The 18,272-nt window shown below is 72.8% G+C and carries 14 protein-coding genes; 8 read left to right on the forward strand and 6 right to left on the reverse strand.

What is annotated here, in order from left to right:
* Window positions 1-213 precede the first annotated feature (213 nt).
* Window positions 214-963, forward strand: coding sequence for an SLATT domain-containing protein (locus tag IE249_RS20510; RefSeq protein WP_189706563.1), 750 nt, complete (start codon window positions 214-216; stop codon window positions 961-963).
* Window positions 964-1,000: 37 nt separating this feature from the next.
* Here IE249_RS20510 and IE249_RS20515 read toward each other — a convergent pair whose 3' ends face one another.
* The gene (locus IE249_RS20515; protein ID WP_373304422.1) at window positions 1,001-2,968 is read right to left on the reverse strand and encodes a serine/threonine-protein kinase; all 1,968 of its coding nucleotides are present in this window, start codon (window positions 2,966-2,968) and stop codon (window positions 1,001-1,003) included.
* A 258-nt stretch (window positions 2,969-3,226) separates the two neighbouring features.
* On the opposite strand from IE249_RS20515, the gene IE249_RS20520 reads away from it, so the two are divergent.
* From IE249_RS20520 to IE249_RS20535, 4 genes are all read left to right on the forward strand, one after another.
* Entirely contained in the window at window positions 3,227-4,591 is a 1,365-nt protein-coding gene (locus IE249_RS20520; RefSeq protein WP_189706565.1) for an aspartate aminotransferase family protein, read from the forward strand.
* 126 nt (window positions 4,592-4,717) lie between these two features.
* Window positions 4,718-5,422, forward strand: a complete 705-nt coding sequence (locus IE249_RS20525; protein WP_189706567.1) for a GntR family transcriptional regulator — start codon at window positions 4,718-4,720, stop codon at window positions 5,420-5,422.
* Entirely contained in the window at window positions 5,419-7,878 is a 2,460-nt protein-coding gene (locus IE249_RS20530) for a dolichyl-phosphate beta-glucosyltransferase (protein WP_189706569.1), read from the forward strand. Before IE249_RS20525 ends, IE249_RS20530 begins: the two co-directional genes overlap by 4 nt.
* 72 nt (window positions 7,879-7,950) lie before the next feature.
* Window positions 7,951-8,601, forward strand: coding sequence for a putative DNA-mimic protein (locus IE249_RS20535; protein ID WP_189706571.1), 651 nt, complete (start codon window positions 7,951-7,953; stop codon window positions 8,599-8,601).
* Between the two features lie 37 nt (window positions 8,602-8,638).
* On the opposite strand, the gene IE249_RS20540 is transcribed toward IE249_RS20535, so the two are convergent.
* Both IE249_RS20540 and IE249_RS20545 read right to left on the reverse strand, forming a co-directional pair.
* Window positions 8,639-10,441: a bifunctional metallophosphatase/5'-nucleotidase gene (locus IE249_RS20540; protein ID WP_189706573.1), complete on the reverse strand. Its 1,803-nt coding sequence runs from the start codon at window positions 10,439-10,441 to the stop codon at window positions 8,639-8,641.
* Between the two features lie 147 nt (window positions 10,442-10,588).
* Complete coding sequence (locus IE249_RS20545; RefSeq protein ID WP_189706575.1) at window positions 10,589-11,872, reverse strand: adenylosuccinate synthase; 1,284 nt, start codon at window positions 11,870-11,872, stop codon at window positions 10,589-10,591.
* Between the two features lie 195 nt (window positions 11,873-12,067).
* Between IE249_RS20545 and IE249_RS20550 the strand changes: the two genes are divergently transcribed.
* Complete coding sequence (locus IE249_RS20550; RefSeq protein WP_189706577.1) at window positions 12,068-12,961, forward strand: diacylglycerol kinase family protein; 894 nt, start codon at window positions 12,068-12,070, stop codon at window positions 12,959-12,961.
* A 188-nt stretch (window positions 12,962-13,149) separates the two neighbouring features.
* On the opposite strand, the gene IE249_RS20555 is transcribed toward IE249_RS20550, so the two are convergent.
* A complete protein-coding gene (locus IE249_RS20555; protein ID WP_189706579.1) occupies window positions 13,150-13,674 on the reverse strand; it encodes a GbsR/MarR family transcriptional regulator in 525 nt (174 codons plus the stop codon).
* A 126-nt stretch (window positions 13,675-13,800) separates the two neighbouring features.
* On the opposite strand from IE249_RS20555, the gene IE249_RS20560 reads away from it, so the two are divergent.
* Window positions 13,801-14,712: an ABC transporter ATP-binding protein gene (locus IE249_RS20560; protein WP_189706581.1), complete on the forward strand. Its 912-nt coding sequence runs from the start codon at window positions 13,801-13,803 to the stop codon at window positions 14,710-14,712.
* Entirely contained in the window at window positions 14,709-16,322 is a 1,614-nt protein-coding gene (locus tag IE249_RS20565) for an ABC transporter permease (RefSeq protein ID WP_189706582.1), read from the forward strand. The genes IE249_RS20560 and IE249_RS20565 overlap by 4 nt, the downstream gene beginning before the upstream one ends.
* Window positions 16,323-16,365: 43 nt before the next feature.
* Here the strand turns inward: IE249_RS20565 and IE249_RS20570 are convergent, their stop codons facing one another.
* A complete protein-coding gene (locus IE249_RS20570; protein ID WP_189706584.1) occupies window positions 16,366-17,586 on the reverse strand; it encodes a cytochrome P450 in 1,221 nt (406 codons plus the stop codon).
* 41 nt (window positions 17,587-17,627) lie between these two features.
* On the reverse strand, window positions 17,628-18,272 hold a 645-nt coding region (locus IE249_RS20575), incomplete at its 5' end, for a response regulator (protein ID WP_189706586.1).

Here is an 18,272-nt window from a genome sequence, read left to right on the forward strand (position 1 = left end):
GCCTACGTGCTCCGGGCGGGCACCGCCCCGCCACTCTTTCGAGTGAGTTTGCGGTGGGTCCTATACCTGATCAAGGCCCCCTTCCGGGCGGAAAAACGACGCTTGGCTCCGCTTCGCCACCCATTGGGCGGTAGGAAGGGGACCGGCAGGGCGGTGGCGAGCCGCGGCCGCACAGCACAGCCTTCACGCACCGTGATCAGTAGGGAGTGCCGGGTGGGTCAGCCGGAGATGCAGCCCGAGCGTCCGCCGCAGGACGGGCGGGGCGAGGGGGCGGCCGGGCTCCGGCCGGGCGATCTGACCGGGCGGCCGTTCCCGCTCGGCGACTGGGGCGAGCCGGCCGAGCGGCTGGACGAGCTGTACCGGTGGGTGGAGCGGGGCGCGCTGCACACGGCGGCCTGGTACCTCGCGGAGCGCGAGTGGAAGCGGCGCGGGGCGCGGGCGCTGCGCTGCGGGGCCGCCGCGGGCGCGGTGACCGGGGCGGCGCTGCCGCTGCTGGACGCGACCGGGGCGGTGGGCGGTGCCGCGCGGTGGGGGTATCTGGCGCTGCTGCTGGCCGTGGCGTGCGTGGGGGTCGACCGGTGCTTCGGGGTGACCGCCGGGTGGATGCGGGACGTGGCGACCGCGCAGGCGGTGCAGCGGCGGCTCCAGGCGCTGCAGTTCGACTGGGCGTCGGAGTGCGTACGGGAGGTGCTCGGCCCGGCCGAGGGCACGGCCGGGGAGGCCGCCGAGCGGTGTCTGGCGGTGCTGCGGCGCTTCTCGGAGGACGTGACCGAGCTGGTGCGCACCGAGACCGCCGACTGGATGGTGGACTTCCGCGTGGGCCCGGCCCCGCTCGGCATCCAGGCGGCCGTGCCTCCGTCCGGCCGCCCGGAGACGGCCACCGCGCAGTTCGGCCGCCCGGCCCTCCCCCCGGGCGCCGCCCGGCCGAACATGCCGAGACAGCGGCCGCCCGAGCCCCGGTGAGCGGCCGGCGTTCGACGCGCGGGCGCCGTAAGGGAGTTCATTCCCGGGTGTAGACGAGCTTTTCGCCGCTGCCGGTGTTCACGCGTTCCAGGGTGCCGTCCGGCTGGAGGGTCACCTCCGTGGCGGCGCCCGCGTTGCAGCCCTCGCTCGCCCGCCCGGTCGTGACGCTGGAGGGGCCGATCTCCAGCGGGCCTCCGGCGCCCGGCTGCCGGGTGAGCCTGGCCTCGAACACGCAGTGGTAGGTGCCGTTGCTGGTCGGGCCGTCCGCGACCAGCGTGAGCACCGGGTCGCCCACCTCGCCCTGGGTGATGGTGAGCCGTCGGGTGTTGGCGCCGAACGCGTTGTCGATCGTCGCCGTCCAGCTGCCCAGGTAGCCGGCCGGGACCACGCCGCCGGTCGGTGAGGGGGAGGACGTCCCGGTATCCGTACCCGTATCCGTCGCCGTCGGTGAGGGACCGGTGTCGGTGGGGCCGGGGGTGGTGGGCGCGCCGGTGGTCCGGGAAGGGCCCGGGCCGCCGCCCTTGTCGTCGCTGCCGCCGCCCTTCATCAGGGCGTACACCGAGCCGCCCGCGCCGAGCGCCACGACGAGCGCGACCGCGATCAGCGCGAGCGTGGACCGCCCGCCCCGGCGGGGCTGCGGCACGGGGTCGTACGCCGGCGGGCCGTAGGGCGGTGGCGGGCCGTGGGGCGGGGTCGACCCCGGCACGCCGTACGAGGGCTGCGGGGGCGGGGAGTACTGCTGGGGAGGACCGTAGGCGGGGTGGCCCGGGGGCGGCGGCGCCTGGCCCGCGACCATGGTGGGCCGGTGGTTCACGGGGGTGCCGGGGGCTTCGGCCGGGGCGCCGGGAGTGGCCGTCGGGACGCCGGGGGCCGGGGCCGGGACACCAGGAGCACCGGCCGCGGGTTGCACGGCGGTCGGAGCGTCCCCTTCGGTCCCGGCGGCCCCGGGGATCCCGGAACTTCCCTCCGCCTTCGTGGCCCCCTTGGTCAGCTCCACGACGCGACCACCGTCACCCCCCGCACCGGCCGCCGGGGCCGGATCCGGGGCCGGGGCCTCCGGGTTCTCCGCGTCCAGCAGCCGTACCGCGTGCCGGCCGAGTTGGGCCACCAGGGCGCTGGGCAGCCACGGGTCGCGGAAGCGGCCGTCGGCCACCGTGTCCTCGGCGCCGGTCTGCTCGAGGATCCGGTCGAGCGTCGGCCGGGCCGCCGGGTCCTTCCTCAGACACGCGCGTACGAGGTCGGCGATGCCCTCGGGCAGCGCGGTGAGGTCGGGTTCCTCCTCGGCGATGCGGTACATCAGCGCGTGCACCCCGCTGTCGGCGCCGCCGAAGGGCAGGGCGCCGGTGGCGGCGTAGGCGAGGACGGAGCCGAGGCAGAAGACGTCGCAGGCGGAGGTGACCCGGTCGCCGCGCACCTGCTCGGGCGCCATGAACCCGGGCGAGCCGATCAGCGCGCCGGTCCGGGTCAGCCCGCCGTCGGTGACGGTCTCCAGCGCCCGTGCGATGCCGAAGTCGATGACACGCGGCCCGTCGATCGTGACCAGCACGTTGGAGGGCTTGAGGTCGCGGTGGACGAGCCCGGCCGCGTGGATGTCCTCGAGCGCCCCGGCGAGCCCGGCCGCGAGGATCCGCACCGACCGCTCGGGCAGCGGCCCGTGGTCGTGCCCGACGATCTGCTGGAGGCTGGGACCGGCGACGTACCCGGTGGCCACCCACGGCACCGGCGCCTCGGTGTCCGCGTCCAGCACGGGCGCCGTCCAGTGGCCGCCGACCCGGCGCGCGGCCTGCACCTCCTGCCGGAACCGCGCCCGGAACTCCTCCCGCTGCGCGAGTTCGCGCCGCACCAGCTTCACCGCGACCGTCCGCCCACGGTCCGACCGCGCCAGATACACCTGCCCCATGCCGCCGGCGCCGAGCCGCGCCAGCAACCGGTAGACGCCGATTTTCCCCCGGAACTCAACATCCGGGGGGACCCCCATCGGATCGCCGGGCCCGAGCTTCTCCAAGGCTGAACCGCCTCCCCCCGATATCCCCCGATATCCCCTGTGCGACAGACCGAGGATAGTGCCGGTGCGCGGGCCCCCGGGCCGGCCCGCCTCTACGGTTCCGTAACGGCACGGACGCAGCCGTACGACTTCGCACCGCCCCGTCCACGCGACGCCGCACAGACCCGCGCCGAGCCCGACAGTCTGTCGTTAATTCCGGCCGACCGCAGACAGGACGCCCATGCCGCGTCCGCGCCCCGGACGCCTACGCTCGCCCGCATGACCCCTAGCTCTGCTCAGCCCGGCCCCGAGGCCGGCGCGGCCGTCAAGGCCGCCGACCGTGCGCACGTCTTCCACTCCTGGTCCGCGCAGGAGCTCATCGACCCGCCGGCCGTGGCCGGCGCCGAAGGGTCGTACTTCTGGGACTACGACGGCAGGCGCTTCCTGGACTTCGCCAGCGGGCTCGTCTTCACCAACATCGGCTACCAGCACCCCAAGGTCGTCGCCGCGGTCCAGGAGCAGGTCGGGAAGCTGGCCACCTTCGCCCCGGCGTTCGCCGTCGAGGCGCGGTCGGAGGCGGCGCGGCTGATCGCGGAGCGGACGCCGGGCGACCTGGACAAGATCTTCTTCACCAACGGCGGCGCGGACGCCGTCGAGCACGCGATCCGGATGGCCCGCCTGCACACCGGGCGGCCGAAGGTGCTGTCGGCGTACCGCTCGTACCACGGCGGTACGCAGCAGGCCGTGAACGTCACCGGCGACCCGCGGCGCTGGGCCTCCGACAACGGCTCGGCCGGTGTGGTCCACTTCTGGGCGCCGTTCCTCTACCGCTCCCGCTTCTACGCCGAGACCGAGGAGCAGGAGTGCGAGCGGGCGCTCGAGCACCTGGAGACGACGATCGCCTTCGAGGGGCCGTCGACCATCGCCGCGATCATCCTGGAGACCATCCCGGGCACGGCGGGGATCATGGTGCCGCCGCCCGGCTATCTCGCCGGGGTGCGCGAGCTGTGCGACAAGTACGGGATCGTGTTCATCCTCGACGAGGTGATGGCCGGGTTCGGGCGGACCGGTGAGTGGTTCGCGGCCGACCTGTTCGACGTCGTACCGGACCTGATGACCTTCGCCAAGGGCGTGAACTCCGGCTACGTGCCGCTGGGCGGCGTGGCGATCTCCCAGAAGATCGCGGAGACCTTCGGCAAGCGGGTCTACCCCGGCGGTCTGACCTACTCCGGGCACCCGCTGGCGTGCGCGGCGGCCGTCGCGACCATCAACGTGATGGCCGAGGAGGGCGTGGTCGAGAACGCGGCCCGGATGGGCGCCGACGTCGTCGGGCCCGCGCTGCGCGAGCTGGCCGAGCGGCACCCGAGCGTGGGCGAGGTGCGCGGCGTCGGCATGTTCTGGGCGCTCGAGCTGGTGAGGAACCGCGAGACGCGGGAACCGCTGGTGCCCTACAACGCGTCCGGCGAGGCAGGCGCCCCCATGGCCGCCTTCGGCGCCGCCGCCAAGGCCCGCGGGCTGTGGCCCTTCATCAACATGAACCGCACCCACGTCGTCCCGCCCTGCAACGCGAGCGAGTCCGAGCTGAAGGAGGGCCTGGCGGCCCTGGACGCGGCTCTGTCGGTGGCCGACGAGCACACCGTGTAGGACGTGGCGCGGCCCGTCCGCCCGGGATCGTCCGACTTCCGGCGGAACCCGAACGCGTAAGGTGGCGTGCTCGTAGACATAGACGTACGAGCACGCCATCCGCACGCGCGAGGAGACGCCCCGACCATGCCCGGCATCAGCGGCACCGGCGCCGTGACGCGCAGCACCCTGCGGCAGCAGATCGCGGACGCGCTGCGCGACGAGGTGCTGGCCGGGCGGCTGGAGCCGGGGCAGGCGTTCACGGTCAAGGAGATCGCCGACCAGTACGGGGTGTCCGCGACCCCCGTGCGCGAGGCGCTGGTCGACCTGTCCGCGCAGGGGCTGCTGGAGGCCGACCAGCACCGCGGCTTCCGGGTGCGGAGGTACTCGCTGACCGACTTCCGGGAGATGATCGAGGCCCGGGGCCTGGTCACCGACGGCATGTTCCGGGTGCTGAGCGAGGGGTGGCACGAGGCGCTGCGCGATCCCCTGGACCCGCGGGTCTCCGCCACGCTCGCCGGGGTCCGGCGGCGCGGCGAGGAGGCACAGCGCGCGGCCGGCGCGGGGGATCTCACCGTGCTGATCGGCTACGACCTGCGGTTCTGGCGCGAGCTCGGCCTGCTGTTCGGCAACACCTATCTCGCGGACTTCCTGCACCGGCTGCGCGTCCAGACCTGGGTCTGCGCGGTGCAGCATCTGCGCCGGCTGGGCGATCTGCGCGGTGTGCTGTGGTGCGGTCACACCGAACTCGTGGACGCCCTGGTGAAACGAGACACCTCGGCCGCCCACGCGGTCGTCGCCGCCTACAACGCCCACTCCCTGGCCCTGGTCGAGCGGCTGGCCGCCGGATGAGCGGCACGGTCACCCGGGTCGTCGACCTGTCCGTCGTCATACCGGCCTACAACGAGGAGCGTCGGCTCGGTCCGACGCTCGACGCCGTCACCGGGTACCTGAGCGACAACGAGAGCCGCTTCGGCGAGTGGGAGGTCGTCGTCGCCGACGACGGCTCCACCGACGGCACCGGCGATCTCGTCGTGGCCCGGGACGACCCGCGGGTCCGGCTGGTGGCCGGGGACCGCAACCGGGGCAAGGGCAACGCCCTGCGCCTCGGCGTCGCCGCCACCCGCGGCAGCCGCGTGCTGGTCACCGACGCCGACCTCGCCGCCCCGATCGAGGAGCTCCAGCAGCTCGACAAGGCGCTCAGCGAGGGCAACGCGGCCGCCATCGGCTCCCGTTCGGTGCCGGGCGCCACGATACTGAGCCGCCAGCACCGCGTGCGCGAACTGCTCGGCCGGGCCGGGAACTTCCTCATACGCCGGGTCGCGGTGCCCGGCATACGGGACACCCAGTGCGGCTTCAAGCTCTTCGACGGCGACCGCGCCCGCGCCGCGTTCGCCGCCTCCCGGCTCAACGGCTGGGGCATCGACGTCGAGGTGCTGCGGCACTTCCGCCGCGCCGACTGGTCCGTCGCCGAGGTCCCCGTGCGCTGGTCGCACCAGTCCGGCTCCAAGGTCGGCCCGCTCGACTACGCCTGGGTCCTCGCCGAACTCGCCCGCCTCAGGGCCCGCTCCGTGCGCCCCGCCGACGTACTGGCCGCCGTCTGCTTCCTGCTCATGGCGGTGGCCCTGTACTCGGGCCGCTTCTTCGACCCGGCCCACCGCTATCTGCCGGACTCGCTGCAGGACCAGAACCAGTGGGAGTGGTTCTTCGCGGTCACCGCCGACAACGTGGCCCATCTGCGCAACCCGCTCTTCACCGATCTCCAGGGCTTCCCCGGCGGCGTCAACCTCATGGCCAACACGGTCATGCTGGGTCTGTCCGTGCCCCTCGCCCCCGTCACGCTCGCCTTCGGGCCCGCGCTCGCGCTCAGCCTGTGCATGACCCTGGGCCTGGCCGCCACGGCCGCCGCCTGGTACTGGCTGATCGTCAAACGGGTCGTACGGCACCGGGGCGCGGCCCTCGTCGGCGCCTCGCTGGCCGCGTTCGCCCCACCGATGGTCAGCCACGCCAACGCGCACCCCAACTTCGTCGTGCTGTTCATGATCCCGCTGATCGTCGACCGCGCGCTGCGGCTGTGCGAGGGCGCGCGCGTGCGGCGGGACGGGGTCGTGCTGGGGCTGATGGCGGCGTACCAGGTCTTCCTCGGCGAGGAGCCGCTGCTGCTCGCCTCGACGGGCATGGCGCTGTTCGCGGCCGCCTACGCGCTGGTGCGCGGGAACGTGGCGAAGGCGGCCTGGCGGCCGCTGGCCAAGGGCCTCGCGATCGCCGGCGCGGTCTGCCTGCCGATCGTCGCCTACCCGCTGTCCTGGCAGTTCGCGGGCCCGCAGAGCTACCACAGCGTGCTGCACGGCGACAACGCCGGCAACAGCCCGCTCGCCCTGCTCTCCTTCGCCGAGCGTTCCCTGTTCGCGGGCGACGCGGACCGGGCGAACGCCCTGTCCCTCAACCCGACCGAGCAGAACGCCTTCTACGGCTGGCCCCTGGTCCTGCTCGCCCTCGCGATCACCGTACGGCTGTGGGAGCGGCCGCTGGTCAAGGCGCTTGCGGTGACGGCGGCCGGCGCGGCCCTGCTCTCCCTCGGCCCGAAGTTCCGCGTCCCGCTGACCGACACGGTCTACCCCGGCCCCTGGGCGCTGCTCGCGGACAAGCCGCTCTTCGAGTCGGTGATCGAGGGACGGCTCGCGATGATCTGCGCGCCCGCGCTCGGCATGCTGCTCGCCCTCGCCCTGGAACGGCTCGCCGCGGCCCGCTCGGTCACCACGCTCTACGGCGGTCTGCTGGCCGTCGCCCTCGCCCTGCTGCCGGTCGTCCCGGCGCCGTTGAAGGCCGTGGACCGCGCCCCGGTGCCGCGCTTCTTCACCGCGGGGATGTGGAAGCCGTACGTCCACGAGGGCGAGTCGCTCGTGCCGGTGCCGCTGCCCGACCCCGGAGCGGCGGAGGCGCTGCACTGGCAGACGGCGGCCCACCTCGGCTTCAAGCTGCCCGGCGGCTACTTCAACGGCCCCTACGGCCCCGACCGCGCCGGCATCTACGGCGCCGCCCCCCGCTACACCTCCGACATGCTGCGGGACGTGCGCTACACCGGCTCCGCGCCCACCATCGGCGCCAACTGGCGTGCCCAGGCGCGGCGGGACTTCGCCTACTGGCACGCGGGCGCGCTCGTCCTCGTCCCGCAGGACAACGACGACCGGCTGCGCAAGGTCGTCACCGAGTTGGTGGGCCGCCCGGGCAAGTGGACGGGCGGGGTGTGGGTATGGGACCTGCACGAGCGGGACCCCGCCCGGGGGGACCCGCACGAGGGGAGCTGACCCGGACCGCGACCGACTACGCTCTACACTCCCCCGGACACACGACGCCCTGCCCTATGCGAGGAGCCCTCTTTGGCCTGTGACCTGTGGCTGGTACCGCTCGTCGACGTGTTGTGCCACACCCCCGACAACCCGTTCGCCGAGGAACTCGCGCAGTACAACAAGGTGCTCGCCGAGAACGGGCTCCCGCCGGTGCCGGTGTACCAGTACATGCCGGGCCTGTCCGGGGAGGTGGCGCCGGTGGCCGGTTTCGACTACGACGCGCTGCACTTCCTGCGCCGTGCCTACCTCCTCCAGGTGTGCGGTCTGCCGCTGACGCCGGTGGACGAACTGGGCGGGGACTACGAGCAGTTGCTGGAGATGTTCGAGTCGACGGCCCAGCAGTCCCACCTGGTCTGGCACTACGACCACGCGGGCGCCTATGTGCCGCTGGACTTCCCGCAGCCCCTGTCCAACGACGAACTGCTCGCGAGCGGCGGCCCGTTGGGGTCCTCGCAGGCGCTGCTGCGGGAGCTGGAGCACGTGGCCCCCTCCCTCGGCATCGACCCGGCCAACCCCCCGGCGCCGCCCGAACCGCCGGCGGGCCCCACGGAGCTGGAGCAGCCGGCGGCCCCCGCCCCGTACGACCCGAGCCCCTTCGCCCGCGAACGCCACGTCTGGCTGGGCCTGCACGCGGCGGCGACCCGGAGCCTGGCCCAGGGATCGATGATCGTCTTCAGCTGACGAGTCGTCTCCGGCCGGTGCCGGGGGCGGCCGGCGGTCAGAACACCGGGGTGCCGGCCTGGGTCAGCCGCCAGTTGACGTCGGCGAAGCCGGCCGGGTCGAGTGCCTTCTTCGCGGTCACGTAGTCGATCATGAGCTGCCGGATCTCGTTGGTGGAGCTGTAGGCGATGTCGGCCGAGGCGATGTGCGGGTAGCCGGAGCCGCCGTTGGCGCGGTAGTTGTTGACGGCCACGACGAAGACCTGGTCGTCGGCGACGGGTGCGCCGTCGTACGTGAGGTTCTTGATGCGCGACCCCTCGGCCTGCGCGATGTCGATCTCGTAGTCGACGCCGGCGGCGGTGTCGTACATGTAGTCCCAGAAGCTGTTGGCGTTCGTCAGGGTGGCGGTGTCGACCTTCGTGCCGGCGGGCACCTGGTGGTAGTACTTCGCCGCGTACTCCAGGTAGTCCTTGAGCTGGGCGCCGGTGAGCTTCTTGCCGTAGAGGGTGTTGTCGTAGATGTAGAGCCCGGCGATGTCCTTGATGGTGACGCTGCCCTGGGGGATGTCGGCGGTGCGGCTGAAGGGCGCGGCGACCGAGATCAGCGGCAGCGCGGCGTCGGCCGGCGACAGCCCGGCCTTCACGGTGTCCATCTGGACCTTGTGGATGAAGTCCATGATCGGCACGTCCTTCCAGCAGGACTCCGCCGCGGACAGATCCGCCGTGCACGTGCCGACCGGGGTGTTGACGTACTTCACGACCAGCTCGTGGTCGGCCTCCAGCAGCCGCTTGATCTCCGGGTCCTCCTCCACCGTGTCGGGGTTGAGGGTCTGCGCCGTCTTGCCGGTGACCCGCCACCGGCCGTGGTGCAGCTCGAGCTCGAAGTCGAAGACGCTCAGCCGGTAACCCCAGCAGTAGGGCTCGGAGAGCAGCACGTCCTGACCGCTCTGCTCGTTCTTGACGGTGTAGGACGGCACCTCGACGTGGGTGTGGCCGACGAGGATGGCGTCGATGCCGGGCACCTGCTCGGCGACGAGGTTGGAGGCGTTCTCGACGTACGGCAGCTCGTCGCCGTACGAGGACGACCCGTCCAGGCCGGAGTGGTCGGTCAGGAACACGACGTCGCACCCCAGCGCCCGCAGCCGCGGCACGTACTTCCTGGCCTGCTCGACCAGCCCCGGGAAGACCATCTTGCCGCTGACGTTGTCCTTGTCCCACAGCGCGATACCGGGGTTGGTCAGGCCGAGGATGCCGACCTTGATGTCAGGGGCGCCGGGGACACGGATCCGCTTCACGGTGTACGGCGGGAAGGCGGGGCGCAGGGTCTTCGCGTCCAGCGCGTTGGCGCCGAGCAGCGGGAAGCGGCACTGGCTCTCGAACTTCCGCAGCACGTCGATGCCGTAGTTGAACTCGTGGTTGCCGAGGGCGGCGGCGTCGTAGCGCATGTGGTTCATGGCGACGGCCATGGGGTGCTTGACGCCGTCGGTGATGGGATCGACGCGGGCGAAGTAGTAGGCCAGCGACGTCCCCTGGATGATGTCCCCGGCGTCGACGAGCAGAACGCGCCCCTCCCCTTTCGCCTCCCGCTGCCGCTTGACGAGCGTCGCGACCCGCGCCACCCCCACGGAGTTGCCCGCCTTGTCGGTGTAGGGGGCGTCCCTGTAGTAGTCCCAGTCGAAGACATGACTGTGCAGGTCGGTGGTCCCGAGGATGGAGAAGGACCAGGTGCGGGGCCGGTGCCCGCTCTTCTCCCCGGCGGCCTGCGCGGGCCCCGCGGCGACACCGCCCGCGACGGCGACGGCCGCCCCGGTGACGGCCGACTTCTTCACGAACTCGCGGCGGTTCATGGGGCTTCGGGGCATGGTGGCTCCTGAGGCTGGAGAGCGGAGAGGGAACGGCACTACCCGCGTAGATAGTTGCGGTCCCTCCCTCCGCGCGGAACCAGGAGCGGCCCATGGGCCGGTCAAGGATGTCCATGACCGGCCCAACCGGGAGGGGATGTACGCGACTTACAGGAACGAGTTGATCTCGATCGTCTCGTCGCGGCCCGGGCCGACGCCGATGGCGGAGATCGGGGCGCCGGACATGTCCTCCAGGGCCTTGACGTAGGCCTGGGCGTTCTTGGGGAGGTCGGCGAAGGTCTTGGCCTTCGTGATGTCCTCCTGCCAGCCGGGGAGGTACTCGTAGACCGGCTTCGCGTGGTGGAAGTCGGTCTGGGAGTACGGCAGTTCCTCGACGCGCTCGCCGTCGATCTCGTAGGCCACGCAGACCGGGATCTGCTCCCAGCCGGTGAGGACGTCGAGCTTGGTGAGGAAGAAGTCGGTCAGGCCGTTCACGCGGGTGGCGTAGCGGGCGATGACCGCGTCGAACCAGCCGCAGCGGCGGTCGCGGCCCGTGGTGACGCCCCGCTCACCGCCGATGCGGCGCAGCGCCTCGCCGTCCTCGTCGAACAGCTCGGTCGGGAAGGGCCCGGAACCCACGCGGGTGGTGTAGGCCTTCAGGATGCCGATGACCCGGCTGATCTTCGTCGGGCCCACTCCGGCCCCGGTGCAGGCGCCGCCCGCGGTCGGGTTGGAGGAGGTCACGAAGGGGTACGTGCCGTGGTCGATGTCGAGCAGCGTGCCCTGGCCGCCCTCGAAGAGGACCACCTTGTTCTCGTCCAGGGCCTGGTTGAGGACCAGCACGGTGTCGGCGACGTACGGCCTGATCTTCTCGGCGTAGTCCAGCAGCTCCTCGACCACCTGGTCCACGGCGATGGCGCGACGGTTGTAGAGCTTGGTGAGGATCTGGTTCTTGACGTCGAGGGCCGCCTCCACCTTCTGGGTGAGGATCGACTCGTCGTACAGATCCTGCACGCGGATGCCCACGCGGTTGATCTTGTCCGCGTAGGTCGGGCCGATGCCGCGTCCGGTGGTGCCGATCTTGCGCTTGCCGAGGAAGCGTTCCGTCACCTTGTCGACGGTGACGTTGTACGGCGTGATGACGTGCGCGTTGCCGCTGATCAGCAGCTTCGACGTGTCGACGCCGCGCTCGTTCAGACCGCTCAGCTCGGAGAGCAGGACCGACGGGTCGACGACGACTCCGTTGCCGATGACGGGCGTACAACCGGGGGAGAGGATTCCGGAAGGGAGCAGATGCAGTGCATACTTCTGGTCGCCGACGACGACCGTGTGGCCGGCATTGTTGCCGCCCTGGTAACGCACCACATAGTCGACCGAGCCACCGAGCAGGTCGGTGGCCTTTCCCTTGCCCTCGTCACCCCACTGAGCACCGAGCAGCACAAGTGCGGGCACGCGCGTACACCCCTTCCGGGCGGGGCATGTCCAAGGTCAGGGGCGTACGCGGGTTCACCGCCGCGTGCACCGCGCGACCGTCGTTGGCCGCACAACCGTCGGACCGGATGCCCCGGAATAGACGAAGCCCCTGGCGCAATAGCGCAAGGGGCTCTTGCACAAAGATGCTACCCGAGGAAGCGAGGCAGGACCGAGGTGGCGACTTATCCGACGCCCGGACAGCTGCTGGTGGTCATCGACCCGGTCGCCCGGCGGACGGACGGGGAGTCCGTACGGATCGCGAAGGACGTGCTCAGCGCCGGTGCCTCCACCAAGGTGTGCCTGCCGGAGGGGCCGGAGGAGTTCGCCCGTGCGCTGGCCCGGCGCGGTTCCCGGCGGCCGGTGGTGGTCGGCGACGACCGGGCGCTGCTGCGGGCGGTGTCCGTGCTGCACCGGCAGCGGGAGCTGGCCGAGTGCGCGCTGTCCGTCGTGCCGGTCGGGGGTGTCATGTCCCTGGCCCGCTCACTGGGCGTGCCGACGGGCACGGTCGCGGCGGCGCGAGCGGTGCTCGAGGGCGCCGAACGACGGCTCGACCTCCTCGTCGACGACAGCGACGGCGTGGTGCTGGGGGCGCTGCACATCCCGCCGCTGTCCGCGCGGGCGGCGCCGGCCGGAGCGGGGGCGGGGGTGACCGCTGTCGGCGCGGGGGCCGGGCGCGACTGGCTGCGGACCTGTCAGTCCCTCGTACGGACCCTGGTGACCCGGCCCTCGCGGCCCTCCTGGGCCTCCTGGACGGCGGCCGTCGACGGGTCCGGGGCCGCCGCCCGACTGCGCGTGGAGGTCGACGGACGGACGGTCGTCGACCTCGACCAGCCCGTGGAGGCGGTGTCGGTCGCGCCGGGCAGCGGCGGGGTGGCGTCGGTCGAGGTGCGGCCGCTGTCGGGCCCCGGCGCCGAGGCGTCCCCGCTGCTGGCCGAGGGGCGCACGGTGACGGTCACGGGCGCGGACTTCCGCTACCGGGCGGACGCGGTGATCTCGGGACCGGTGCGCAGGCGGACCTGGCGGGTGCGCGAGCAGGCGTGGGGGCTGACGCTGCCGGTGCGGGGGTGAGGGGGGCCGGGCGGCGGGGGTGACGGCGACCGGGTTCCCGGCGGGCTGTCTCGGGTTGCCGGCGGGCTGTCTCGGGTTGCCGGCGGGCTGTCTCGGGTTGCCGGCGGGCCAGCGGGCTGTCTCGGGTTGCCGGCGGGCCGGCGGGCTGTCTCGGGTTGCCGGCGGGCCGGGTTTCCTGCCACCCGGGGTCAGTGGTCGTCCTGGGAGCCGAAGAGTCTCTCGCGCTCCGTCCGCCAGCGGTTCATCATCTGTGCGACCTCGGTGTCGACGAACTCGAAGAAGGCCAGCGTCTCGGCCAGTCGGCGGCCGGCCGGGGTCGCGGCGCCGAGGCTGTCGACGCCCTCGCGCAGGGCGTGCTCCCAGCGCTTGATGATCGCCTCCCGGCTGGTCAGCGCCTCGTACCACTGGTCGCCGTGCACCCGGTACCGCTCGCGCCGGGAGCCTGGCTCGCGCTCCCGCGAGACCATGTGCACCTGGGCCAGATAGCGCACCGCGCCGGAGACGGCGGCGGGACTGATCCGAAGCCGCTCGCCCAGCTCGGCGGAGGTCAGGGTGCCGGAGTCGGAGGCGAGGAGCGCGGCGAAGACCCGGGCCGGCATGCGGGGCACGCCCGCCTCGACGAGCTGGGCGGCGAAGTGCTCGACGAAACGCGACACCGCCTCCGGGTCCCGCTCCACCGTGGACCGATCGGCCCTGTCCGTCCGCTCCGTCATTCCCGGATCATCTCCCCTGTTCAGGCATCACCGTCGCACACCGCCGCCGTGCCCCCGCCCCGCCCTACCTAGTTTATATGGTTCCTTAACTTCACAAATTTGTGAAAGAAGCGTACGTTGCGAAGCATGACGAAGGCAATCACCGTCTCGGGTCTGCACAAGTCGTTCGGCGCCACCCACGCGCTGGACGGCCTCGACCTGGACGTCGAGACCGGCGAGGTCCACGGCTTCCTCGGCCCCAACGGCGCCGGCAAGTCCACCGCCATCCGCGTCCTGCTCGGCCTGCTGCGCGCCGACTCCGGTGCCGCGCGGGTCCTCGGGCGCGACCCGTGGCGGGACGCGGTGGAGGTGCACCGCCGGATCGCCTACGTCCCCGGCGACGTCACCCTGTGGCGCAACCTCTCCGGGGGCGAGGTCATCGACCTGTACGGCCGGCTGCGCGGGGGCCTGGACACACGGCGCCGGGCGGAGCTGACCGAGCGGTTCGAGCTGGACCCGACGAAGAAGGGCCGCACCTACTCCAAGGGCAACCGCCAGAAGGTCGCCCTGGTCGCCGCCTTCGCCTCGGACGTCGGCCTGCTGATCCTCGACGAACCGACGTCGGGTCTCGACCCGTTGATGGAGGAGGTCTTCCAGCACTGCGTGGCGGAGGAACGCGAACGCGGCCGCACCGTCCTGCTCTCCTCCCACATCCTCAGCGAGGTCGAGGAGCTGTGCGACCGGGTGAGCATCATCCGCAAGGGCCGCACCGTGGAGAGCGGTTCGCTGGCCGACCTGCGCCATCTGACCCGCACCAGCGTCACCGCCGAACTCGCCGCCCCGCCGGCCGGTCTGGACGGCCTGCCCGGCGTCCACGACCTCGACGTCCAGGGCCGCCGGGTCCGCCTCCAGGTGGACACCGACAAGCTGAACGAGGTGCTGCGCACCCTCGCCGAGTCCGGCGTACGGTCCCTCACCTCCACCCCGCCGACCCTGGAGGAACTCTTCCTGCGCCACTACCAGGAGGAGCTCCTCGAAGAACCGGCGGTGACCCGATGACCGCCACGGCCGCCACGGCCCCCGCCGTACGGGCGGGCGGATCACGCCAGTTCGCGGGTACGGGTATCCTGCTGCGGTTCGCCCTGCGCCGGGACCGGGTGATGATCCCGGTCTGGGTCGCGGTGAACGCGCTGATGGTCCTCTCCATGCCGAACACGCTGAAGGGCCTGTACGCCACCCCCGCCGAACGCGCCGATCTGCTGCGCCAGGTCTCCGGCAACACCTCCCTGCGCGCCATGGTCGGCCCGGTCTTCGACGACTCCCTCGGCGCGCTGACCGCCTGGCGGGTGGGCGTGTACGCGGCGGCGCTCGCGGCCGTCATGAGCCTGCTCGTCGTCGTACGGCACACCCGGGACGAGGAGGAGAGCGGGCGGCAGGAGATGGTGTCCTCGGGGATGGTGGGCCGCCGGGCACCGCTGACCGCCGCCCTGCTGGCGGCCGCGGTCGCCGACACCGCCCTGGCTCTCGTCGTCACCGCCGGTCTCGCCGGGCAGGGGGCCGCCGGGGCCCTCGCCTTCGGGCTCGGGATCGCGGGCGCCGGCATGGTCTTCGCCACGATGGCGGCGATCGTCGCCCAGCTGACCGAGAGCGCGCGGCTGGCGCGCGGGCTGACCGCGGCGGTGCTGGGCGCCGCCTTCGTGCTGCGCGCGGCGGGCGACTCGGCCTCCGACGACGGTTCGTCCGTCCTCACCTGGCTCTCCCCGCTCGGCTGGCTCGAGGAGCTGCGGGCCTTCGCCGCCGAACGCTGGTGGGTGCTGCTCCTGCTCGCCGCCGCGACCGCCCTTCAGGGCTGGGCCGCCTACGAACTGGCCGGGCGCCGGGACGTCGGCATGAGTTTCCTGCCGACGCGGCCGGGACCCGCCGAGGGGCGGCTCGGCACCGCGGGCGCGCTGGCCTGGCGGCTGCAGCGGGGCGGCGTCGCCGGCTGGAGCCTCGGCTTCTTCCTCGCGGGCGTCGTCTACGGCGGGATGACCGACGGCGCGGCCAAGCTGGTCGGCGACAACGAGCGGGCGCGCGAGATCTTCCAGCGGATGGGCGGACAGTCGGGCCTGACCGACGCCTTCCTCGCCGCCATGGTCGGCATGCTCGGCCTGATCGCCGCGCTCTACGTCGTCTCGTCCGTGCTGCGGCTGAGCGCCGAGGAGACCTCCGGCCGCGCCGAACCGGTGCTGGCGGGAGCGGTGGGCCGGCTGCGCTGGGCCGCCGGGCATCTGGTGATCGCCTTCGGCGGCTCGGTCCTGATCATGCTCCTGGCCGGCCTGGGCTTCGCGGTCGGCTACGGCAGGCAGGTCGGCCCGGTGCTCGGCGCCTGCCTCGTGCAGGTCTGCGCGGTGTGGGTGATCGGCGGCATCGCCGTGCTCCTGTACGGGGTGCTGCCCCGGGGCGCCGTGGCGGCCTGGGGAGTGGCCGGCGCGGTCCTGCTGATCGGCTGGATCGGGCCCGCCCTGAACGTCCCCCAGCCGGTGCTGGACCTCTCCCCCTTCGGCCATCTGCCCAAGCTGCCGGGCGGCGCCATGGACTGGCCCCCGGTGGGCATCCTGCTGGCCCTGGCCGCGGCCCTGGTGGCGGCCGGCCTGGCCGGCCTCCGCAGACGCGACCTGACGACCTGACGCCGGGGGCCGGGGGCCGGGGCCGGGGCCGGGCCGGGCGGGGCTAGCGGATCTCCACGTTCAGCCCGCGCAGGCCCCGGATCACGAAGTTGGGCTTGCGCTCCGGCTCCGCCGCCAGGGACAGGGTGGGGGCCTGTTCGAGCAGGGCCGTCATGGAGGCGGCCAGCTCGATGCGGGCCAGCGGGGCACCGATGCAGTAGTGGATGCCGGCGCTGAAGGAGATGTGCGGGTTGTCCCGGCGGGCGAGGTCCAGCCGCCCGGGGTCGGCGAAGACCTCGGGGTCGTGGTTGGCCGAGCCGAAGAGCATGGCGATCTCCGCGCCCCTCGGGATCACCGTGCCGTCGATCTCCACTTCGTCCAGCACCCACCGCTCGAAGAGCTGGAGCGGGGTGTCGTAACGCATCAGCTCCTCGACGGCGGACGGGACCAGGGAGTGGTCCGCGCGCAGCGCCGCCAGCTGGTCCGGGTTGCGGAACAGCGCCCACCAGCCGTTGACGGTCGCGTTCACCGTGGCCTCGTGGCCGGCGTTGAGCAGCAGGACCGCCGTGGAGATCATCTCCTGCTCCGTCAGCCGGTCGCCCTCGTCGTGCGCCGCGATCAGCCCCGAGATCAGGTCCTCGCCCGGCTCCTTGCGGCGGGCCGCGATCAGCTCGCGCAGGTACTCCGTGAACTCCACCGACGCCCGCACCGCCCGCGCCGCCGCCTCCTCGGAGGGGCTCAGCTCGTACATCCCGCAGATGTCCGCCGACCAGGGCCGCAGCCGGTCCCGGTCCGCGCCGGGGATGCCCAGCATCTCGGCGATCACGGCCACCGGCAGCGGCTCGGCGACATCCGCGAGCAGGTCGCCGCCGCCCGCCTCCACCAGTCCGGCGACCAGCTCCCCCGCCAGCCGGTGCACATACGGCTTCAGCCGCTCCACGGTCCGCGGGGTGAACGCCTTCGACACCAGCCGCCGGATCCGGGTGTGGTCCGGCGGCTCCAGGTCGAGCATCCCGTGGTCGTTGAGGACGTGGAACGGCTCGTGCTCCGGCGGGGGCGCCGTGCGCCCGAACTCCTCGTGCGTGAACCGGTGCTGGTAGGTCCGGCCCAGCCGCCGGTCCCGCAGCAGCGCCGAGACGTCCGCGTGCCGCGGCACCAGCCACTGGTCACTGGGCTCGTAGTAGAGCACCCGGCCACGGGCGCGCAGTTCGGCGTAGGCGGGGTAGGGATCCGCGACGAACGCCGGGTCCCAGGGATCGAACGCGAGGTCGGAGGGGACTGCCATGCCCGGACGTTAGCCCGGCCCCGCCCCGTCTGACCAGGGGTTCACCCGGGGGTGACCAGCCTCGCCTCATAGGCGAACACCGCCGCCTGGGTTCGGTCGCGCAGGCCCAGCTTCACCAGGATGCGGCTCACATGGGTCTTGATCGTCGACTCGGCGACCACCAGCCGCTCGGCGATCTCCGCGTTCGACAGGCCCTGCGCGATCAGGACCAGCACCTCCGTCTCCCGTTCGGTCAGGTCCCCGTAGGCCGCCTGCGCTCCCGCCACCATGCGCGGAGGCTCGGACAGCTTGGAGAACTCCGTGATCAGCCGTCTGGTGACCGACGGCGCGAGCAGGGCCTCCCCGGCCGCCACCACCCGCACCCCGTCGGCGAGCTGCCGCGCCGAGGCGTCCTTGAGCAGGAAGCCGGAGGCTCCCGCCCTGAGCGCCTGGTACACGTACTCGTCGAGGTCGAACGTGGTCAGCACCAGCACCTTCGCCGTGCCGTCGGCGGCGACGATCTCGCGGGTCGCCTCGATGCCGTTCAGCTCCGGCATGCGGATGTCCATCAGGACGACGTCCGGCGCCAGTTCGCGCACCCGCTGCACCGCCTCGCGTCCGTTGACGGCCTCGCCGACGACCTCGATGTCCGGCATCGCGTTCAGCAGGACGGAGAAGCCCTCGCGCACCATCATCTGGTCGTCCGC

The organism is Streptomyces anandii JCM 4720 (assembly GCF_014650655.1).
GTDB lineage: Bacteria > Actinomycetota > Actinomycetes > Streptomycetales > Streptomycetaceae > Streptomyces > Streptomyces anandii.

Excerpts from the sequence above, each read along its gene's own strand:
- IE249_RS20530 (WP_189706569.1), top strand. The coding sequence starts at position 5,419 with ATGAGCGGCACGGTCACCCGGGTCGTCGACCTGTCCGTCGTCATACCG.
- IE249_RS20560 (WP_189706581.1), top strand. The coding sequence starts at position 13,801 with ATGACGAAGGCAATCACCGTCTCGGGTCTGCACAAGTCGTTCGGCGCC.
- IE249_RS20565 (WP_189706582.1), top strand. The coding sequence starts at position 14,709 with ATGACCGCCACGGCCGCCACGGCCCCCGCCGTACGGGCGGGCGGATCA.
- IE249_RS20520 (WP_189706565.1), top strand. The coding sequence starts at position 3,227 with ATGACCCCTAGCTCTGCTCAGCCCGGCCCCGAGGCCGGCGCGGCCGTC.
- IE249_RS20570 (WP_189706584.1), bottom strand. The coding sequence starts at position 17,586 with ATGGCAGTCCCCTCCGACCTCGCGTTCGATCCCTGGGACCCGGCGTTC.
- IE249_RS20525 (WP_189706567.1), top strand. The coding sequence starts at position 4,718 with ATGCCCGGCATCAGCGGCACCGGCGCCGTGACGCGCAGCACCCTGCGG.
- IE249_RS20540 (WP_189706573.1), bottom strand. The coding sequence starts at position 10,441 with ATGCCCCGAAGCCCCATGAACCGCCGCGAGTTCGTGAAGAAGTCGGCC.
- IE249_RS20555 (WP_189706579.1), bottom strand. The coding sequence starts at position 13,674 with ATGACGGAGCGGACGGACAGGGCCGATCGGTCCACGGTGGAGCGGGAC.